The organism is Slackia faecicanis (assembly GCF_003725295.1).
Classification (GTDB): domain Bacteria; phylum Actinomycetota; class Coriobacteriia; order Coriobacteriales; family Eggerthellaceae; genus Slackia; species Slackia faecicanis.
The window spans coordinates 1-18,208 of record NZ_QICB01000009.1; the positions used below are offsets into that span (position 1 = coordinate 1).

At 65.9% G+C, this 18,208-nt stretch carries 16 protein-coding genes, 2 tRNA genes, 1 other RNA gene and 1 riboswitch; of the genes, 4 read left to right on the forward strand and 15 right to left on the reverse strand.

From position 1 onward, the window contains the following. Positions 1–1,302 (reverse strand): preprotein translocase subunit SecA (locus DMP07_RS08350; protein WP_483259532.1); only part of this gene is annotated, 1,302 nt, incomplete at its 3' end. Positions 1,303–1,378: 76 nt separating this feature from the next. Continuing rightward, positions 1,379–3,790, reverse strand: coding sequence for an AfsR/SARP family transcriptional regulator (locus DMP07_RS08355; RefSeq protein ID WP_148039661.1), 2,412 nt, complete (start codon positions 3,788–3,790; stop codon positions 1,379–1,381). Between the two features lie 314 nt (positions 3,791–4,104). On the opposite strand from DMP07_RS08355, the gene DMP07_RS08360 reads away from it, so the two are divergent. The 3 genes from DMP07_RS08360 (at position 4,105) to DMP07_RS08370 (ending at position 5,644) form a co-directional block, all read left to right on the forward strand. Next, positions 4,105–5,463, forward strand: a complete 1,359-nt coding sequence (locus DMP07_RS08360) for a tRNA nucleotidyltransferase/poly(A) polymerase-related protein (RefSeq protein WP_211324555.1) — start codon at positions 4,105–4,107, stop codon at positions 5,461–5,463. A gap of 12 nt (positions 5,464–5,475) precedes the next feature. Then, a tRNA-Gln gene (locus DMP07_RS08365) sits at positions 5,476–5,549 on the forward strand. A gap of 18 nt (positions 5,550–5,567) precedes the next feature. Continuing rightward, positions 5,568–5,644, forward strand: a tRNA-Glu gene (locus DMP07_RS08370). A 293-nt stretch (positions 5,645–5,937) separates the two neighbouring features. Here the strand turns inward: DMP07_RS08370 and thiD are convergent. The 4 genes from thiD to DMP07_RS08390 form a co-directional block, all read right to left on the reverse strand. Beyond that, positions 5,938–6,741: a bifunctional hydroxymethylpyrimidine kinase/phosphomethylpyrimidine kinase gene (gene thiD, locus DMP07_RS08375; protein ID WP_123198693.1), complete on the reverse strand. Its 804-nt coding sequence runs from the start codon at positions 6,739–6,741 to the stop codon at positions 5,938–5,940. Beyond that, complete coding sequence (gene thiE / locus DMP07_RS08380; protein ID WP_123198694.1) at positions 6,731–7,399, reverse strand: thiamine phosphate synthase; 669 nt, start codon at positions 7,397–7,399, stop codon at positions 6,731–6,733. The genes thiD and thiE overlap by 11 nt, the downstream gene beginning before the upstream one ends. Further along, the gene (thiM, locus tag DMP07_RS08385) at positions 7,399–8,241 is read right to left on the reverse strand and encodes a hydroxyethylthiazole kinase (RefSeq protein WP_123198695.1); all 843 of its coding nucleotides are present in this window, start codon (positions 8,239–8,241) and stop codon (positions 7,399–7,401) included. The genes thiE and thiM overlap by 1 nt, the downstream gene beginning before the upstream one ends. Beyond that, positions 8,234–8,344: riboswitch (TPP riboswitch) on the reverse strand. (Overlaps the previous gene by 8 nt.) Before the next feature lie 88 nt (positions 8,345–8,432). After that, positions 8,433–9,095 (reverse strand): thiamine diphosphokinase, encoded by a 663-nt coding sequence (locus DMP07_RS08390; RefSeq protein WP_161957067.1) that lies wholly within the window; start codon positions 9,093–9,095, stop codon positions 8,433–8,435. A gap of 114 nt (positions 9,096–9,209) precedes the next feature. Between DMP07_RS08390 and rnpB the strand changes: the two genes are divergently transcribed. Next, an RNA gene (rnpB, locus tag DMP07_RS08395) (RNase P RNA component class A) lies at positions 9,210–9,568 on the forward strand. Positions 9,569–9,935: 367 nt separating this feature from the next. Here rnpB and DMP07_RS08400 read toward each other — a convergent pair. The 9 genes from DMP07_RS08400 to murC all read right to left on the reverse strand — a co-directional run bounded on the left by DMP07_RS08400 (position 9,936) and on the right by murC (position 18,198). Continuing rightward, positions 9,936–10,790 carry a DivIVA domain-containing protein gene (locus DMP07_RS08400; protein WP_123198697.1) on the reverse strand — a complete coding sequence of 285 codons (855 nt, stop codon included), beginning with the start codon at positions 10,788–10,790 and terminating at the stop codon, positions 9,936–9,938. A gap of 32 nt (positions 10,791–10,822) precedes the next feature. Beyond that, the gene (locus DMP07_RS08405; RefSeq protein WP_123198698.1) at positions 10,823–11,077 is read right to left on the reverse strand and encodes a YggT family protein; all 255 of its coding nucleotides are present in this window, start codon (positions 11,075–11,077) and stop codon (positions 10,823–10,825) included. After that, complete coding sequence (locus DMP07_RS08410; RefSeq protein WP_123198699.1) at positions 11,078–11,965, reverse strand: cell division protein SepF; 888 nt, start codon at positions 11,963–11,965, stop codon at positions 11,078–11,080. It abuts the gene before it with no gap. Between the two features lie 31 nt (positions 11,966–11,996). Continuing rightward, complete coding sequence (locus tag DMP07_RS08415; protein WP_123198700.1) at positions 11,997–12,692, reverse strand: YggS family pyridoxal phosphate-dependent enzyme; 696 nt, start codon at positions 12,690–12,692, stop codon at positions 11,997–11,999. Then, positions 12,689–13,516 carry a purine nucleoside phosphorylase YfiH/LACC1 family protein gene (locus tag DMP07_RS08420; RefSeq protein WP_244594958.1) on the reverse strand — a complete coding sequence of 276 codons (828 nt, stop codon included), beginning with the start codon at positions 13,514–13,516 and terminating at the stop codon, positions 12,689–12,691. Before DMP07_RS08420 ends, DMP07_RS08415 begins: the two co-directional genes overlap by 4 nt. Before the next feature lie 63 nt (positions 13,517–13,579). Then, on the reverse strand, positions 13,580–14,716 hold the full coding sequence (ftsZ, locus tag DMP07_RS08425) for a cell division protein FtsZ (RefSeq protein ID WP_123198715.1): 1,137 nt from the start codon (positions 14,714–14,716) through the stop codon (positions 13,580–13,582). A 180-nt stretch (positions 14,717–14,896) separates the two neighbouring features. After that, the gene (locus DMP07_RS08430) at positions 14,897–15,907 is read right to left on the reverse strand and encodes a cell division protein FtsQ/DivIB (protein ID WP_123198702.1); all 1,011 of its coding nucleotides are present in this window, start codon (positions 15,905–15,907) and stop codon (positions 14,897–14,899) included. Continuing rightward, a complete protein-coding gene (gene murB / locus DMP07_RS08435) occupies positions 15,891–16,739 on the reverse strand; it encodes a UDP-N-acetylmuramate dehydrogenase (RefSeq protein ID WP_244594959.1) in 849 nt (282 codons plus the stop codon). Before murB ends, DMP07_RS08430 begins: the two co-directional genes overlap by 17 nt. A 73-nt stretch (positions 16,740–16,812) precedes the next feature. Continuing rightward, positions 16,813–18,198, reverse strand: coding sequence for a UDP-N-acetylmuramate--L-alanine ligase (gene murC / locus DMP07_RS08440; RefSeq protein ID WP_123198704.1), 1,386 nt, complete (start codon positions 18,196–18,198; stop codon positions 16,813–16,815). Positions 18,199–18,208: the final 10 nt, after the last annotated feature.

Genomic DNA, 18,208 nt, shown 5'->3' on the forward strand with positions numbered 1-18,208 from the left:
GACCAGGCAGGGCTGGCCCGCCGCATGGCGCTCGGCCACGTCTTCGGCCACCGCGCGGAACTTCGCGTCGATCGTGCGATAGATCAGGTCGTTCTCGTCGATGCGCTGAGGCGTCCTGTTCGCAGGGGTCGCCACCACGGGCAGGTTGTAGATCTGACGGAACTCGCCGTCTTCGGTCATGGCGGTACCCGTCATGCCGGAAAGCTTGCTGTACAGGCGGAAATAGTTCTGCAGCGTGATCGTGGCGAGCGTCTGGTTCTCCTCGCGGATGCGCACGCGCTCTTTGGCCTCGAGAGCCTGATGCAGTCCCTCGGAATAGCGGCGGCCCTCCATGATGCGGCCGGTGAATTCGTCGACGATCTTCACCTGCCCGTCGGCCACGACGTAGTCTTTGTCGCGGTGGAACAGGAAGTGGGCCCTCAGGGCCTGCTGCAGGTGATTGGCCATCTGGCCGGACGGGTCGGCGTAGACGTCCTCGATGCCGAGGCGCGACTCGATCTTGGCCAGACCGCTTTCGGTGGCCATGATCGTGCGCTTCGCCTCGTCCATCTCGTAATCCTCGTCGCGCACGAGGCCGAACATGGCCTGGGAGAACTTCTTATACATCTCGGCGGCCTTCACGCCGGCGCCGGAGATGATCAGCGGCGTGCGGGCCTCGTCGATCAGGATCGAGTCGACCTCGTCGACGATGGCGAAATGATGCCCGCGCTGGACGCGCTGGTCGGCGCGGGTCACCATGTTGTCTCGCAGATAGTCGAAGCCGAACTCGGCGTTAGTGCCGTACGTGACATCGGCCTGGTAGGCGGGAATGCGCTCGGACGGACGCATGCCGTTCTGGATCAGACCGACCTTCATGCCCAGAAAGCCGTAGATCCGGCCCATCCATTCGCTGTCTCGGCGAGCAAGGTAGTCGTTCACCGTGACGATATGCACGTTTTCGCCCGTCAAGGCATTCAGGTAGCCCGCCAGCGAAGAAACGAGCGTCTTGCCCTCGCCTGTGCGCATCTCGGCGATCTGGCCGTCGTTGAGCGCCATGGCGCCGATCAGCTGCACGTCGAAATGACGCAGACCCAGCGTACGCACGCTGGCCTCGCGCACCGTGGCGAACGCCTCGGGAAGGATGGATTCGAGCGATTCGCCGTCGGCGACGCGCTTCTTGTATTCCGCCGTCAGGGCGCGCAGTTCTTCGTCGCTGCGCTCCTTCATGGAAGGTTCGAGCGCGTTGATCTTGGCGACCTGCGCCTGATAGCCCTTGAGCTGCTTTCCCTCGCCGAAGGTGAGGAGCTTCGATAGAAATCCCATGATACCTCTCGTTCGCCGGCGGCCGAGGCTGCCGGCCTCGCTATTCGTTCCGATGCCCATTCATACGGGTGTCACTTTAACACATCGCCCCCTGTCCCGGTTCAGTCCCTCGCGACACCGGCGAACCATCATGCTTGCCGGCGACCAGGTCGCGATGCAGGCGCATCATGCGCTCGGAGGGGTCGAGCCCCAGCTCTTCGGCCATGAAGCGCCTGCATGCCAGGAAGGTTTCCATGGCCTGGCTGCGCTGGTCGGACAGCATCTGGGCGCGCATGAGGGCGCAATAGACATCCTCCCGCTGATCGCAGCGGTCGAGCGCCGCGCGGGCGAACCACAGCGCGGCCTGGGGCTCGTCGACGTCGCACAGCCTGTCCGCGGCCGTGACGAGCACGTCCACGAGACGGCGGCGGTAGCTCTCCCTCAAGCGATCGATATAGGCGCAGCCCGTTTCCGAGGGAAGCAGGTCGCAGAAGAAGTCGCTTTCCAGGCGGGCGTACAGGCCCATCCACTCGCGCGCGTCGGGACGCTCGAAGCACAGCGTGCGGCATATGGCCTCGAATTCGTCGACGTCGCTTTCGACATAGCGCGCATCGGCCACGTATCCGGCCTGATGGCGCACGACATACGGGCATTCTCCCCGCTCGTTTTCAAGGGCGCGGCGCAAAGCCGACCACAGCGAATACAGGTTGTTCGACGCGCGGTCGCCCGACGAATCGGGCCACATGATGTCGAGCAGCTCCTGGCGGGCCGTCTCCTTGCCCCGATGCAGCACCAGCACCGCGAGCAGCGTCTTCGCGCGCTGTTTGCGAAACGCGGCCGCCTCCACCGGACGGCCTTCGATGTCGACCTCCAGGCCGCCGAACAGGCGCACGCGCATCTTCGCCGCCTCGCCTGGGCGCGCAGGCGCCGCCTCGGCCTTGCGCGCGGCGCGACGCGACGGACCCTCGTCGACGCTCCAGGCCGAACGCTGCTCGGCGAGACGGGCCGCAAGCGCCGCGGCTTCGTCCGCGCGAGCATCGGACGCGCCTCCGGCCGAACCTATCGCGTCGTACAGGAGCGCCTCGAACGCATCGACGCGCGAAGACGCGGCGCGGTGGTCGGCCGCACAGCGCGACGCGCACGACACGGCGCGCTCGAGCAGATCGCCGCGGGACCCGTCGGCGCGAAGCTCGCGCACCACGAGGGCCGCTCCCGCCAGAAACACCGGCTGCGCGGTCGCAGGCGCGCAGGCCTGCTCCATGACCGCCAGCGCGCCTTCGGGGTCGTCGCCCAGTCGCGACCAGGCCGATGCCACCACGGATGCGGCGCCGCCCTCCCCCAGCGAACGCACGCCCGCATCGGCCAAAGCCGCCCGGACGCGCGAGGAAACGCGGCGCGGGGATGCGGCGAACGCGATAAGGGCCGCCGAGCACGCCTGCTCATCGCTGCGGTCGGCGTGGGCCATGGCCCGCAACGCGTATCGCTCGGCGCGCGCGTCGCCCAGCGCGCACAAGCGTGCCGCGGCGCCGATCAGCAGCGCGGGCGTCAGGCCGCCCGGACGTTCTCCCAGGCTTTCGAACAGACGCTGCGCGGGCGCGATGTCGCCCGCCGCGAAAAGGCGCTCTTGTTCGAGCTCGATCCATGACGGGCGGCGCCTGCGCGGGCACAGCGCCGCCATGAGCTCGCATGCGCGCTGCGCACGCCCCCGCTGCACGAGCGTCGAGGCAAGGCGGCAAACCAAGACTTCCCTACTCGCCGACGAGGCGCGCGCCACGGTGTCGTCAAGCACGCCGCGAAACGCCGCGTCTATATCGGCGATCGGGAACTCGTGCGCATGGAAGGTCTCTTCAACCAGGTCGAGCCCGACATAGGGGTAATGCTGCTCGATGAAGCGCCTCGTGTCCTTACGCAGCGAGCACACGAACGAGCCGAGGTCTTCGACCGTCCCTTCCACGAGCGTCTCCATCACGAAGACGGCCAGCTGGATCTCGGCGGGCATATCGCCCGAACGCATGCCGTCGAGCAAAAGCGCGCCGCCCTCGGGGCCTCCCCACGCCAGCGCGGGAATGCGGGCGCCGGGACCTTCGTCGTCGGATACGCCGCCCAAGGCGCGGGCCTCCTCGTCGTCGACGAGCAAATCGTGCGCCGCGATGCAGATGCGGTCGTTCTGGCGCTCGGCAAACGAATCCGTCGCGGGCGTCGCCACCGCCACGACCTCCCATCCCCTGTTCAACAGCGCGTCGATATCGTCCGAAAGCGCATCGGAGCGTTCGTCGTCGAGATGCGGGATGTCTTCGAACACGACGAGCGACCTGTGCCGGCTCGCATCGAATAACGAAGGGGCCACGATGCGGTCGTCGAGGTCGCGCAAGAAGCACGGGCTTTGGCCGTTGATCCAGAAGACGTTCTCGAAATCGAAGATCGATTCGGCGTATTCGCACACGATCGAGGTCTTGCCGAACCCGCGGGGAGCGACGACGAATCGCGCGACGGCTCGATTCTCCATCATCTTCTTGAGAAGTCTCGGCCGCGCATGGATGCGCGACGGCCCAAGCCCTTTCGGCCGTCGTCCGCAGCAAGCCGAATGTGAGATGAAATTCCTCATTGCAAATCCCTCCTCGGTAAAGCTCGGCGCCAGGCGCCCCCTGGGTCATACCCCTTGAATCACCAGGGAATTTCATTGTAGACAACGCAACCGGGGCCGAATCGCGCCGCATCCATGCCGGAAACGAAGCGTAAACGGAGCCCGGGTTTTCGCGGGGCGTTCGCATGCGTTTTCGGTTTTCCCGACGAATATCCCCCGCGTTTTCCCCATGCGCTACCATGGAGCCCATGGAAAACTCCGTTTGCATACCTATCGACCCGCGCGCGCTCGGCGTGCTGCGCGCGCTCGAAGCCGCAGGCGAAACCGCCTGGTTCGTCGGCGGCTGCGTTCGCGACGCGCTTCTGGGCCGGCCCGCGCACGATTTCGACATCGCCACCTCCGCGCGATGGCAGCGCGTCCGCGCGATCTTCCAAGCGCAAGGGCGCCACGTCATCGAAACGGGAGCCGAGCATGGAAGCGTCGGCGTGGTCGTCGACGGCATGGTGGTGGAAACGACCACCTACCGGACCGAGTCGACCTACAGCGACGGACGCAGGCCCGACGACGTGGCCTTCGTCGACGACATAGCGCTCGATCTGGCACGGCGCGATTTCTGCATGAACGCGATCGCCTACCATCCCGAACGCGGCCTGTTCGACCCCTTCGGCGGGAAGGCCGATATCGAAGCGGGCATCGTCGGGGCCGTGGGCGATGCCGACAAGCGATTCGAAGAAGACCCGCTGCGCATCCTGCGGGCGGTCAGGTTCTGCGCCCAGCTCGGATTCGACGCCGACGAGCGCACCCGCGACGCCGCCGTGCGCAAAGCGGGCGATATCCGACGCATCGCGCGGGAACGCGTGTTCGCCGAGCTCGAAAAGACGCTGCTCGCCCCGGCCTGCGGCGCCGCGATCGCGCGGTATCGCTCCGTCGTCGAGGCGGCGGTTCCCGGGTTCCTGCAGCTCGGCGGCGGAATCGGGCGCACGGCGCGCGCCCTCGACTCCCTTCCCACGCGGGCCGACCTGCGCTTCGCCGCATTGCTCGCCGGCATGGAGGAGGCCTGCGGGAAAGGAACCGCGCACGACCGCCTGAGAACGCTGCGCGCCCCGCGGAAACTGATCGCGCGCGTGAACGCCTTGATCGCCGCGCTCGACGAAGACTGCGACCCCGTGCCGCTCCAGGCGCGCCTGCTCGTCGCGGCGCACAGCGGCGATATCGCGTTCGTGCGCGACCTGATAACGCTGCAGACGGCCCTTGCGATATTCGATGACGCGAGCCCCGAACGCGGCGCGCGCATGAGCCGCATCCTCGACGACCTCGAGAGCGGCCCCGTCCCGCTGAAAAGAGCCGATTTGGCGATCGGCGGAGGCGAGCTGATCGAGGCGGGCATGCCGGCCGGGCCCTCGATCGCGGCAACGCTCGATGCGCTGCTGCTCGAAACGATACGCGGCGACCTGCCCAACGAACGCGCCGCGCTGCTTGCATGGGCGACGAGCGGATCATGCCCCTGCGAACCGGGTGCGGGAAATATTTTTCAAAAAAGTTTGAAAAAAGAGTTGACGAAAAAGGGGAAGCACCGTAATATTCAAACCCGCGCTTGAAGCGATACGCATTGGGGTGTCGTCTAATGGCAGGACAGCGGTTTCTGGTGCCGTATGTGAGGGTTCGACTCCTTCCACCCCAGCCATTCAGCGCATACATATATGGCCTGGTCGTCTAGCGGTTTAGGACATCGCCCTCTCAAGGCGAAGATCGGGGGTTCGAATCCCCTCCAGGCTACCACGAATCTTCAGAAGCTCTCGTTCGAGGGCTTCTTTTTTATTCCGCGCCGATCGTCGGCCGTTTCCCGATCGTCTCCGGCGCGAATCCGGCCCGAATCCGGATCGAATCGTGCCGCGACCCGGCCGCATCCGTGCCCGTACAAGTCGAAAAACCGCGCTTTTCCATGCGCGCAGGATGCCCATTTCGGCCCGCTTCCTGTCCGTCGGGCCGATACGCGAAAAACCGCGCCACGCAATCGATGCGATCGTGGACACGGTTTTTCGGTAAACGGTTTATTCTGTTCGGCGGCAGGATTATTTCTCGCCGCGATACTGCCACATATGATCGAGCGGCCCCGACCCTTTCCCGATATCGAAGCCAGATTCAAGGGCGCCTGCGACGTAGCGCTTCGCAGCCTCGACCGCCTCCGCAACGCCCTCGCCGCGCGCCAGGCCGCATGCGATCGCGCTCGAAAGCGTGCATCCCGTGCCATGCGTGTTCGACGTCTCGATACGACGGCCCTCGAACCAACGCAGGCCGTCGTCGCAGCACAAAAGGTCGTCAGCCCCCGAAACGCCGTGCCCTCCTTTGACGAGCACCGCCCCGGGCGTCATCTTTTTCAGCATGCGCGCCGCGCGCTCCATATCGTCGCGCGTGCGGACGGCCATGCCGCACAGCACCTCCGCTTCGGGAATGTTCGGTGTGATGACCGACGCGAGCGGGAACAGCCGCTCCACAAGCGCTTCGCGCGCCCGGTCTTCGATCAGCGGCGCGCCGCTCGTCGACACCATGACGGGGTCGAGCACGATGCTGCGCGCCTCGTGCGCCGCAAGCCCCTGCGCGATCGATTCGACAATCGAAGGCGACGAGACCATGCCTATTTTCACGGCATCGGGTCTGATGTCTGAAAACACGGCATCGATCTGGGCACGCACGAACGACGGATCGGCGTCGAACACGCCGTAGACCCCGAGCGTGTTCTGGACGGTGAGCGCGGTGACGACCGTCTGCGCGAACAGGCCGAAGGCTTCGACGGTCTTGATATCGGCCTGGATGCCCGCGCCGCCCGAGCTGTCCGAGCCCGCGATGCTTACGACCGAAGGAACGCTATACGACACGTTCGACCCCCTCTTTCAATGCGGCGGCGGCCGCCTCGATATCGTCGGCGGCGAACACCGCCGACACCACCGCGGCGCCTTGCACGCCCGTATTCTGCAAACACGACAGCGTGGCCGGGCCGAGCCCGCCGATTCCCACCACGGGAATCGATACGGCCGCGCAGATCCGCGTGAGCTCGTCGCGCGCCACGATGGCCGCATCGGGCTTGGTGGCCGTGGCGATCAAAGCCCCGACGCCCAAGTAATCGGCGCCCGCCGCCTCGGCGGCCAAGGCCTGCTCGACCGTCTGCGCCGAAACGCCGACGATCTTGTCGGGGCCCAGCAGGGCGCGCGCCTGGGCGCACGCGGTGTCGCTTTGTCCCACATGCACGCCGTCGGCGTCGCACGCCAAAGCCGCCTGCACGTCGTCGTTGATTACGAACGGCACCCGCGACGCCGCGGGCATGCATGCGAGGGCGTCTTCGATGGCGCGATACCGCGCTTCGAGGCGCGCGCTTGTCGCATGCTTGTCGCGCAGCTGCAGAAACGTGACGCCGCCCCGCACGGCGGCGGCGCAGCATGCTTCGAGCGTGCGGCCGCCGAGCCATGCGTCGTCGGTCACCGCATACAGGCGCAGGCATGCGGGGTTTTCGCGCAGATACGCACGCGGCGCATCCATTACGCGACCTCGGCCACCGCAGCGGCCTCGGCAAGCGACGCGCCCGTCGCGCGCGAAATGGCATCCATCAGATAGGTGTGATAGCTTCCCGTTCCGTCCGCGTCGCCCATGCGCGCTTCGGCCTCCTGGCCCGCCGCGCCCATATGCACCACGGCCGCGAGCGCCGCTTCGAGCATCGCATCGCCCGCGCATGCCGCGTATGCGCCGCACAGGGCGGAAAGCATGCAGCCGGATCCCGTGATGCGACCCTGCAAAGGCGAGCCGTTGCGCACCGCGAAGGCGCGCGTCGCGTCGGCCACGATGTCGATCGGGCCGGTGATCGCCACGACGCACCCAGCCTTGGCGGCGAAATCGCGCGCGAAAACCGCGGCTTCGGCGATATCGTCCTCGTCGCACACCGCGTCGGAAGGGTTCACGTCGACGCCCTGGGTAGCGGCGGCATTGCCCGCAAGGGCCTTGATTTCGCTCATGTTGCCGCGCACCAGCGCCACGGGCAGCGTATCGAGCAGCTCGCAGGCCGTGGCCGTGCGCAGCTTCGAAGCGCCTGCGCCCACCGGGTCGAGCACGATCGGGTGGCCCAGCTCGGCGGCCTTCGCGCCCGCGACCTTCATGCCCGCGATGGTCTGCTTGTTCAGCGTGCCGATATTGAGCACGAGCGCGCCGCAGATGGACGTGATGTCGTCGACGTCGTCGGGCTCGTCGCTCATGATGGGGCTCGCGCCCGCGGCCAGAACGGCGTTCGCACAGCTTTCGACGGTCACGTAGTTGGTGATGCAGTGCACGAGCGGCGCTGCGGCGCGCACGGCGTCGGCGCGCTCGGAAACGGATGCAGTAAGAGACATGGTTTCGAACTCCCTTCGTTGGCATTATCCACATCAGGTTCATCGGGTCGGAACGCGCACGTTCCCTCTCAGCCCGCTGCGACGAGCTCCCCGTATGTGCGGCCGATTATAGACCGTTACGCGCCTTCCGGCACGCACAACCGCCGAATGGACACCGAGCGGCGCACGGCGGCTGCGGCTTTCGGGGCCACCTAACGTCGGCCGAACCTCATCGACGACAACGGCAAGGCGGGCAGATAGACCGCCAGCATGCCCGAAGCAAGCTCGATCCGCACCGGACGGCCGACGAATTCGTTGGACAGGCCCAGCGTGACGTCGCTGCGCAACGCGACGCCTTCCGCCGCGTATTTCGCGCCGACCTCGGTCACGCCCGCGGCTTCGTCGGACAGCGAGAACACCGAGAACGTGCCCGACGGCAGGGCGGGCAGCTCGAGCACGTCGCAGCACGACGGCGATAGGACAGCCAGGACGTTTCCCTCCCCTACGGCCGCGACGCGCATGCCCGCATGGGCCGCGCCCGCAAGCGCGGCGATCGTGGCGTGCGTATGGTCGAGGCGTCCGCCGAGGGCGCCGTAGACAGCGACCGACGAATACCCGCGCAGCCGCGCCCAGTCCAAGGCGAGCGCCGTGTCGCTGTCGTCTTTCATGGACGGATGGCGCTCGATCGGCACGTCGAGCGGCACGTATCCAAGGGAATCGAAATCGCCTAGCGCGAAATCGGCGGCGAAGCCCGCCTTGCGCAGAGACGCATAGCCTCCGTCCACCGCGACCGTCGTACCGAAGCGCTCGTGCGAGAAATGGCCCGCGTCGAATGAAGCCGCGCCCACCAAGGCGCACTCGAATCCCGTATTCACCTGGTATGACCTCCTATGGAAAAGCGCGCCCGACGACGCGCGATATAAGCAAAAGACGATGCGTGCGAAGTTCTTCGCCCACATCCTGCGCGCCAATGATACAATAGCCGACGCTATGCGGGCCGGATGGTCGCGGGAGGCCTTCGGGCCTCATGAGGAAAGTCCGGGCTTCTTGAGGCAGGATGCCGGCTAACGGCCGGGCGGGGAAACCCGACGGAAAGTGCTGAAGAAACTTAAACTCCCACTGGCGCATTCGCGTTAAGAGAAAAGCTGAGAAGGTGCGGTAAGAGCGCACCAGCATGTTGGTAACAGCATGGCTTGGTAAACCCCATCCGAAGCAAGGGCGAATAGGCATGCGATACGGTTGAGCCTCTCCGTGCATGCGGGTAGCCTGCTCGAGGCGCGCGGCGACGCGCGTCCTAGATAAATGACCGTCTTCGAAGACAGAACCCGGCTTATAGGCCCGCTACGGCACACGATGCAATGCTCCCTTCAGGGAGCATTTTTCGTATCAGGATGCCCTCGAAGCACGACAGGCGAACGCGACGCTTCCCTCAGGCCGAAGTCCGCATCCGCATTCGGCGCCGAACTCGCATCCGACGGATTTCCGAACGCCCCCCCCCTTTCGCCATGCATGCGAAAAGCCGAATGCATGGCGAAAAGGCATTGCCGCCTGCAGCGAAACGACCCGTCTCCACGCCGCGCCGATGCGCCGCGCCATACCGCGGCCCGCCCGGTTCCTGCGGCGTAGGGCGGGCACGACGTTCATCGTGCCCGCCCCTTTCCGGCCGCGAAACCGCCCCGAGACGCAAAAAAGCCCGCTTGCGCGGGCTTTTCGTTCTAGTCGATATCTCCCAGGTCGAACGCGTCGGAAGCGTCGCCGTAGCCGCTGAGGTCTTTTTCGACCGCAGAGGGCTTCGGAGCGACCGGGATGGTCACGGGCGTCGCCGGAGCGGCGGAAACGGGAGCGGTGTAGCTCGGAGCGACCGCGCCGGTGGCGCCGGCGGGAACGGCCTTGTGCACGGGAGCCTGGCTCGGGCTGGCGAAGCGGGCATGAGCGCGCTTCTTGCCGTCCTTCTTGGACAGCTCGTCCTCCACGTCGTCGAGCTTGGAGCTCGCGTCGTCGATGAAGGCCCTCAGAGCCTCGGCGTAGATCTCGCAGGTCTCCTTGTGGGAGCGGTCGAGCTCGTCGATGGCGTCTTCGATGCGCGCCTTTTCGGCATTGGCGCGGTCGATGATATCGGCGGCGTCGGACTCGGCGTCGGCCTTGATGCGCTTGGCCTCGCCGTTGGCGGCGTCGATGACCTCCTTGGCGGAACGCTGCGCGGTCACGAGCGCGTTGGCGATGGCAGACGCGTCGTTTTCCTTCTCGGAAAGCTGGCGCTCGAGCTCGGCGATGCGCGCGTCTTTGTCGTCTTCGGTCAAAGCCTCGCCCTGCTCGGCGGCTTCATCCTCGTCCTGGCCGGGAAGCGCAGGCTCGGCGAAGGCGGCGTCCATGTCCATGGGCTCGTCGTCTTCGTAGGAGACGCCGCTCTCGAGCTCGTGGATGCGGGCGGTCAGCTCGTCGATTTCGGCATTGAGTCCGTCGATTTCGGCAGCGACGTGCTCCAAGAACACATCGACCTCGTCGACGTCGTAACCCTTGCGGTCAACCGTGAAGCTTTGGTTATGAATTTCTTCGGAAGTGATAGCCATGACAGCTCCTTAACGCAGAGAGAAATGCCGATCTAGAGGATGCCCACGATCAGCCGTACAGCGAATTGTAATACAAGCAGGGCGAAAATCGGCGATATGTCCACCATGCCGCCGATCGGAGGGATGAATCTTCTGAAAAGATCGAGGAACGGGTCGCAGACCCTGCCCAGCACGGTATCGATGTCGGCGATGATGCCGCCTTTCTGCGGAATCCAGGACATGAGCACGTACACGAACAAGATCATCGTGTACACGTCGGCCAGGGATACGATGAGGTATTCGAGCATTTACATCAGCCCCTGGTCGCGCAGACGATTGGTCTCGCCCTCCGTGAGGCCGGCGCCGCGCGTCAAGGCGAACACGTGGCCCGAGACGCATTCGACGCGCGCGTCGAGCGCGCATGCGACACCGAAGCTGAAATCGAGAATGCGCTTGCCGAGGGCATCGGGAGTGTTGCGCAGCGAAAGGACCGCGACGTCGCCCGCCTTCAGGATCTTCGCGATGCGCTCGGCATCGGCGTAGCTTTCGGGCTTGATCACGGTCAGGATGCGCGTGGCGCGCTGGACGATCCGGGGCTGGGGCTGCGCAGGCACCGGCGCGGCCACCTCGGTCTGAGGGTCGGCCACGGACATGGCGGGCATGGCAGGAATGTCCTGGACGGCGGCGAAGGCGCCGGTCTGGGCGGAAGACACGGAAACGGGCGTCTTCGCGGCATGCGCGCCTTGGCTGGGAGGCGCAGGCTCGAAGGTCGTGTCGAAGGGCGCGGGGCGCGGCTCGTCGGCCTGGGCCGGGCGCTCGACGCGGCCTGCTGCGGCATCGATCGCCTCTTCGTTGGGCGTGTACTGCGTATGCGCGCGCACGTCGTCGGCCGTCACGAGTTTCGGCATCTGGGGAGCGAACGACACCGTGGCCGCGGCGTCTTTGCGCGGCTCGCGCTGCTCGCGCGGTTCGCGGGTCTCGCGGGCGTAATCGGCGTTGTCGTCGAACGCGTATTCGCCGAAATCTTCCTGGCCGAAATCGTCGTAGGAATCATCGTAGGGGTCGTCATAGTGATCGTCGTGACGATCGTCATGCGAGGAGGACGGACGCGCGTGCGAAGCGTCCTTGAACCCGAAGCGGTCTTTGAAATCGAGGCGATCCTTCAGATCGTCGAGTTTGGGGATCTTCAAATCCATGTTGTTTCACCTTATCCTTCGAGCGAGACCGTTAGCTCGCATAGTCGTCGCTGAAAATGGCGCGACCGACGCGCACCATGGTAGCCCCTTGGGGGATCGCTTCGAGATAGTCGTCGCTCATCCCCATGGAAAGTTCATGCAGATCGACGCCCTGCACGCCGCAACGCGCAAGCTTGTCGCGCATCGTGTCGCGCAGGATGCGCAGGTCGGAAAACGTCGCGCGCGCATCGCCCAAGCTGCCGCGCATGGCCATGGTCATCAGCCCCACGACGCGCACGTGCTCCAGCTTGCTGCATGCCATCAGCATATCGAACAATTCATCGGGCTGCACGCCTTGTTTGTTCTCTTCGCCGTCGTTGACCTCGATCAGCACGTCCTGCACGATGCCGAGCTCGGCGGCCAGGCGGTCGATCTTCTCGGCATGGCTGCGCTCGCACAGCGAATGGATCAGGCACGCGCGGCCCACCACCGTGGAAAGCTGGCGCGACTGGATGTTGCCGATGAAATGCCAGCGCTCGTCGGGAAACGCATCGCGCTTGCGCGCGAGCTCCTGGGGGCGGTTCTCGCCGAAATCGTGGATGCCGGCGGCCACGGCCTCTTCCACGGCTTCGAGCCCCACGGTCTTCGACACGCCGATGATCGTCACCTCGTCCGCCGAGCGGCCGCACGCCTCGCAAGACGCGCTCACTTCATGGTCTATGCGATCGTATCGCTGCTTCAAAGTCACCGATCGGCCCTCCTTGCATTGTCGGAAACCCTGACGGCCGCTGCCGCATGGCGGCCGCATCGGCCGCCGGATGCCCGGTAGGAATAGTAGCGCCGCCCGGCATCGCACATCGTGCAGGCCCGGGCGTCGACGATGCGTTCGGCTCGCACGCCGCATGCCACAAGGCCGATGCGCAACGCTTCGGCCATATCGACGAAGGGGCCGGGCAAGACGACGCTCTCGCCGAACTCGTCGGCGAAGACCTGCGCCACTTCCTCGCCCACCTCGAAGTGGCAGCTGCGGATATGCGGGCCGATGTACACGTTGAGCCGTGCGGGCTCGACGCCTCCGGCCTCGCACAGGCGCGCGACGGCCTTCTCCGCGATGCGCGCGACGACGCCGCGCCACCCCGCGTGGACCACCGCGAACGACCCGTTGGGCGCCGCGACGATCACGGGGACGCAGTCGGCGAAGCACAGGATCGCGGCCGTGTCGGGGCATGCGACGATCACGCCGTCGGCCCCTTGCGACGCCTGCTCGGCGCAGGCCTGCGCGTCGCGGGCGGCGCGGCACGTCACGATGACGTCGCCGTGCACCTGGTGCGGCTGGATGCAGGAGGCCGACGCGGCCCCCAAAGCCTCGAGCAGCGATCGCCTGTTCTGCGCCACATGCGCGGGGTCGTCGCCCACGTGGCCGCCCAGGTTCAGCGAGTCGTACGGGGGCAGGCTCGCGCCGCCCGTACGCTGGGTGAAAGCGATGCGGACGCCCGTCGCGTCGTACAGCGCATCGTCGGTAAGGAGCGTGCATGAAGAAAAGCGACCCTCGGAAAGCCGAGGAAACGGCATATCGAGGGTCGCTGATTCATGCGATGAGACGCTTGCGGTCATATCGCCTGATACCTATGTCTCTTAGCGGCGGCGCAGGAAATCGGGAATGTACTCCTCGTCCGCGATGCGGGTCGAAGCGGCGTTCGCCGACGTTGCGACCGGGGACGTAGGATGGCTCTGGTTGGACGTGTACGTGTCGCGGGCCGGCGCCGTGGAGGCGAACAGGTCGTTGCGCGCGTTGTCGAAGTCCATGACGGCCTGCGTGGTGCGGGAGAAGCCGGTGGCGATGATGGTGATGCGCACCTGATCGCCCAGGCCCTCGTCGATAATCTGACCGTAGATGATGTTGGCGTCTTCGTCCACGACGGCCTCCATGGCGCGTGCCGCGGCGTCGACCTCGGCGAGCGTGAGCTCCGGGCCGCCCGCGATGGAGAACAGGACGCGGCTGGCGCCCTGGATGGAAGCCTCGAGCAGGTTAGAGTTGATGGCCTGCGTGGCGGCGTCGAGCGCACGGTTCTCGCCGGAGCCGTAGCCGATGCCCATCATAGCGGTGCCGGCGTCCTTCATGACGGTGCGGATGTCGGCGAAGTCGAGGTTGATCAGGCCGGGAATGGTGATCAAGTCGGTCACGCCCTGGATCCCCTGGCGCAGCGTGTCGTCGGCGATGCGGAACGCGTCGAGCATGGAGGTCTTCTTGTCGATGACCTCGAGCAGGCGGTCGTTAGGGATGACGATGAGGGTGTCGACCTTCTGGGACAGCAGATCGCAGCCCTGTTCGGCCTGGTTACGACGCAGACGGCCTTCGAAGCCGAAGGGCTTGGTGACGACGCCGACGGTCAGCGCGCCGATTTCCTCGCGCGCGATTTCGGCAACCACGGGAGCGGCGCCCGTGCCGGTGCCGCCGCCTTCGCCGGCGGTGACGAAGACCATGTCGGCCTCGGCAAGCGCTTCGCGGATTTCCGCACGGGATTCCTCGGCGGCCTGGCAGCCGATTTCAGGATTGGCGCCTGCGCCCAGACCGCGGGTCAGCTCTTCGCCGATGTGGATGGTCTTGTCAGCGCTCGAAAGGAGCAGGGCCTGCTTGTCGGTGTTCACCGCGATGAACTCGACACCTTTCAGGCCGGCCTCGACCATACGGTTGACGGCGTTGGTGCCGCCTCCGCCCACGCCCACGACCTTGATGACGGCCAGGTGCTCAGAACCAATAGTTTTAGGCATCGTATCCTCCATGCGTGCTACATATCCAGCGCGTTTCTTTGCGTCGCATTATCTCAAACAATCTGCCGGCTATCGTTAAGAAAGCATGACAGATTCACTTTACACGAACTCTATGAGTTTGCAAGAAACGATGACGGGGCGTAACCCATCATCGTCGAAGTTCCACGATATCGCATTATCCTACGTCGTGCGCCACGTGGGGCTTGTCGCCACGCGGACGTTGATATAGGACACGCTGCCGGGATGGTCGGCCATGATCTGCAGGCAGACCCGCTCTTTATCCCTGATGTCGTCGGCCGAGCCGAACGCGATCTCGATGTTGGAATCGAGGGTGATCGTGGTGTTTTCGGTCGACGTGGCCGACACCGTCTTCACCTGGTTTTTCAAATCGGTGGTCAGGCCCGTGACGATGTCGAGCGCATTGACGATGCTCTCGTCGTTGCAGTACGTGCCCACCTCGGGCATCACGCCGTAAGCGACGTCTTTGATCGCAAGCACCTCGGCCTTGTCCTCGTAGATCTTGGGGCTGATCGCGGCGGCGGCCTCGCTTCCCTCTTCGGGAATGGAGCACAGCCACATGCCGTCGACCGACAAGGCCCACTCCTCGATCGACTTGCCCTCGTCGACGCTCACCTCGACCACGGCGCCGATGGCGCGCTCGGTGACGGCCAAGTTCAGCGTTTCGGGGAAGATTCTCTGCACGTCCACGTCGGCCACCCAGGCGTCGCGCATGATGCTGTTCTTGATCGCGCCCGCATCGACCCTGAGAAGCGTGGTGTCGCTCGGCACGTTGGCGAGCTGGGTCATCTCCGTCGAGGTGAGGTGCTCCACGCCCGACACCGTGACCTGCCTGATCGAGAACAGATTAGAGAAATACACGCCCGCGACGCCTGCGGCCAAGACGGCCAGGACGCCCAGCAGGACGAACACCTTCGCCATATGGGCGCGATACGACCTGTTCACGCGCGCGTCGCGGCTGATCTGGCTCTGGGCGAGCGAGCCCACCTTGACCGTGGACACGCGCGGCTGGGCGCTGCCGAAATCGCGCTTGGCGTAGGGCGACACCGTGCGCGGAGAAGGCCTTCCCACCGTGCGGGGAGGCCGGGCGGTCGTTCCGCGGGGAATGTTCACCTGGGCCTTCGATGCGCGACGCGGCTGGGGCGTCGCACGGCGGTTATTGCGGGAAGCCAAGGAAACGCACCTCCGGTACAAGCTCGATGCCGTAGCGGTCGGCCACGGCGTTTTGGACGGCGTGAATCAAGGCGAGCACCTCGACGGCGCGCGCCCCTCCCCTGTTCACGATGAAGTTGGCATGCAGCTCGGAAATCTGGGCCCCTCCGCACGAAGCCCCCTTCAGGCCCACGTTCTCGATGAGCCTTCCCACCGATTCGCGCTCGGGATTGCGAAACACGCTGCCGCACGAGGGCAGCGCGAGCGGCTGGGTGGTGCGGCGCCTCGAAAGCGAGCGCTCCATGCGCATGCGTATTTCCTCACGGTTGCCCTCGTTGGTGGAAAGTTCGCATTCGAGCACGATCTCGTCGTAGGGAAGCGAGGTTTCGCGGTATCCCCATTCGATATCGGAGGCGTTGTAGCGGCGCAGACCGGTGCCGGGGCGCAGCGTGGTGACGGTGCAGACGCGGCTGCCGATGTATTCGCGGCTCGTTCCCGCGTTCATGCGCAGCGCGCCGCCCACCGTGCCGGGCGTTCCGACGGCGAACTCGAAGCCGGCGCGGCCGTGCGAGAAGGCTTCGCGCACGACATGCGACAGGCGGCATGCCGAGCCCACGGAGAACGTGGCCACGTCCTCGTTGTAGCAGCATGCCGAAAAGCCGCGGCCGAGAGTGATGACCGCGCCGTCGAAGCCTTCATCGCTGACCAGCAGGTTGCTGCCCTTGCCCAGCGCGACCCAAGGCACGCCCCAGGCGCGCAAGGCCTCGGTGACCCTGGTCAAAGACGGCAGCGTGTCGGCCTGGATATAGTAGCGGGCGGGCCCGCCTATGCGGTACGTCGTATGACGGCTCATCGGCTCGTTCTCAAGGACCGTTCCTTCGAAACGAGGGCCGAACAGGCGTGCGAAAGGCGACATGCGCGCTTCCCTATCGCGCCGCCAGGGCCTCGACGATGCGCGGGCCGAAGCCCGTGACGTCGCCTGCGCCCATCGTGATCAGCAGGTCGCCCTCGCGCAGCTGCTCGAGGACCGCGTCGACCGTGGCGTCCTTATCGGGCAGATAGGCCGCCTTGTCGAGATGGCCGCGCTGCGCCACCGCGTCGGCGACGAGCTTGCCGCTCACGCCTTCGATCGCGGCTTCGCCCGCCGCGTAGACGTCCATCACCATGACGGCGTCGGCCCCGTCGAACGCACAGGCGAATTCGTCGGCCAGGCTCTGGGTGCGCGAGTAGCGGTGCGGCTGGAACAGCACCATGACGCGGTTGAAATCGAGCGCCTTGGCGGCCTCGATCGTGGCCGCGACCTCGGTGGGATGATGCGCGTAATCGTCGACGACGGTGACGCCTGCGGCCTCGCCGATCAGATCGAAGCGGCGGCGGACGCCCGAATAGCCGGTCAGGCCCGCGGCCGCGGCCTCGACGTCTTCGCCCAGGGCCCACACGACGCTCAGCACGCCTGCGGCGTTGAGCGCGTTATGGACGCCGGGGCTTTTCTCGAGCCTGCATGCGGCCGTGCGGCCATCGGCGAAACGCAGCGTGAACAGCGTGGCGATTCCCTCGGTGCGGTAATCGAGCACGCGCGTGTCGCATTCTTCGCCGAAACCGTAGGTGACCACGCGCTTCTCGCTGCGGCGGGCCAGCTCGACGAGCTCGGGGTCTTCGCCGCACGCCACCACGGCGCCCTCTTCGGGAACCGAGGCCATGAAGCGCAGGAAGGTTTCTTTGATTTCCTCGAGGCCGCCCGTGTAGTGGTCGAGGTGGTCGGCCTCGACGTTGGTCACGAGAGCCACGTAGGGCGAAAGGTTCAAAAAGGAGCCGTCGCTCTCGTCGGCTTCGACCACATAGTATTCGCCGGTACCGGACACCGCGTTGGTCTGGTAGGCGTCGACGATGCCGCCGACCACGAACGTCGGGGACAGGCCGAGGGCGTCGGTGGCGGTGGCGAGCATGGAAGACGTGGTGGTCTTGCCGTGCGTGCCCGCCGCGGCGAGCGTCTTCTTGCCGCGGCCGAGTTCGGCGAGCATGCGAGCGCGCTGCCACACCTCGATGCCGCGCTCGCGGGCCGCGACGAGCTCGGGGTTGGAAGCGGGGATGGCGGTGGACACCACGACCACGTCGCAATCGGCGGGCACGTTGGCCGCGTCATGGCCGATGAACACGGAAATGCCCGCGTCTTCGAGCTGCTTGGTGTAGCGCGAAGCGTTCATGTCAGAGCCGCTTACCTTCATGCCCAGGTCGGACGCAACACGGGCGATGCCGCTCATGCCGACGCCGCCGACGCCGATAAAATGGACGCATTTCGCTTCTGAGCTCATCAAATTCCTC

Coding starts and splice junctions, on each gene's coding strand:
- DMP07_RS08420 (WP_244594958.1), bottom strand. CDS start 13,516: ATGCCGTTTCCTCGGCTTTCCGAGGGTCGCTTTTCTTCATGCACGCTC.
- DMP07_RS08400 (WP_123198697.1), bottom strand. CDS start 10,790: ATGGCTATCACTTCCGAAGAAATTCATAACCAAAGCTTCACGGTTGAC.
- thiM (WP_123198695.1), bottom strand. CDS start 8,241: ATGTCTCTTACTGCATCCGTTTCCGAGCGCGCCGACGCCGTGCGCGCC.
- DMP07_RS08355 (WP_148039661.1), bottom strand. CDS start 3,790: ATGATGGAGAATCGAGCCGTCGCGCGATTCGTCGTCGCTCCCCGCGGG.
- DMP07_RS08410 (WP_123198699.1), bottom strand. CDS start 11,965: ATGGATTTGAAGATCCCCAAACTCGACGATCTGAAGGATCGCCTCGAT.
- thiE (WP_123198694.1), bottom strand. CDS start 7,399: ATGGATGCGCCGCGTGCGTATCTGCGCGAAAACCCCGCATGCCTGCGC.
- ftsZ (WP_123198715.1), bottom strand. CDS start 14,716: ATGCCTAAAACTATTGGTTCTGAGCACCTGGCCGTCATCAAGGTCGTG.
- DMP07_RS08360 (WP_211324555.1), top strand. CDS start 4,105: ATGGAGCCCATGGAAAACTCCGTTTGCATACCTATCGACCCGCGCGCG.
- DMP07_RS08405 (WP_123198698.1), bottom strand. CDS start 11,077: ATGCTCGAATACCTCATCGTATCCCTGGCCGACGTGTACACGATGATC.
- murB (WP_244594959.1), bottom strand. CDS start 16,739: ATGAGCCGTCATACGACGTACCGCATAGGCGGGCCCGCCCGCTACTAT.
- murC (WP_123198704.1), bottom strand. CDS start 18,198: ATGAGCTCAGAAGCGAAATGCGTCCATTTTATCGGCGTCGGCGGCGTC.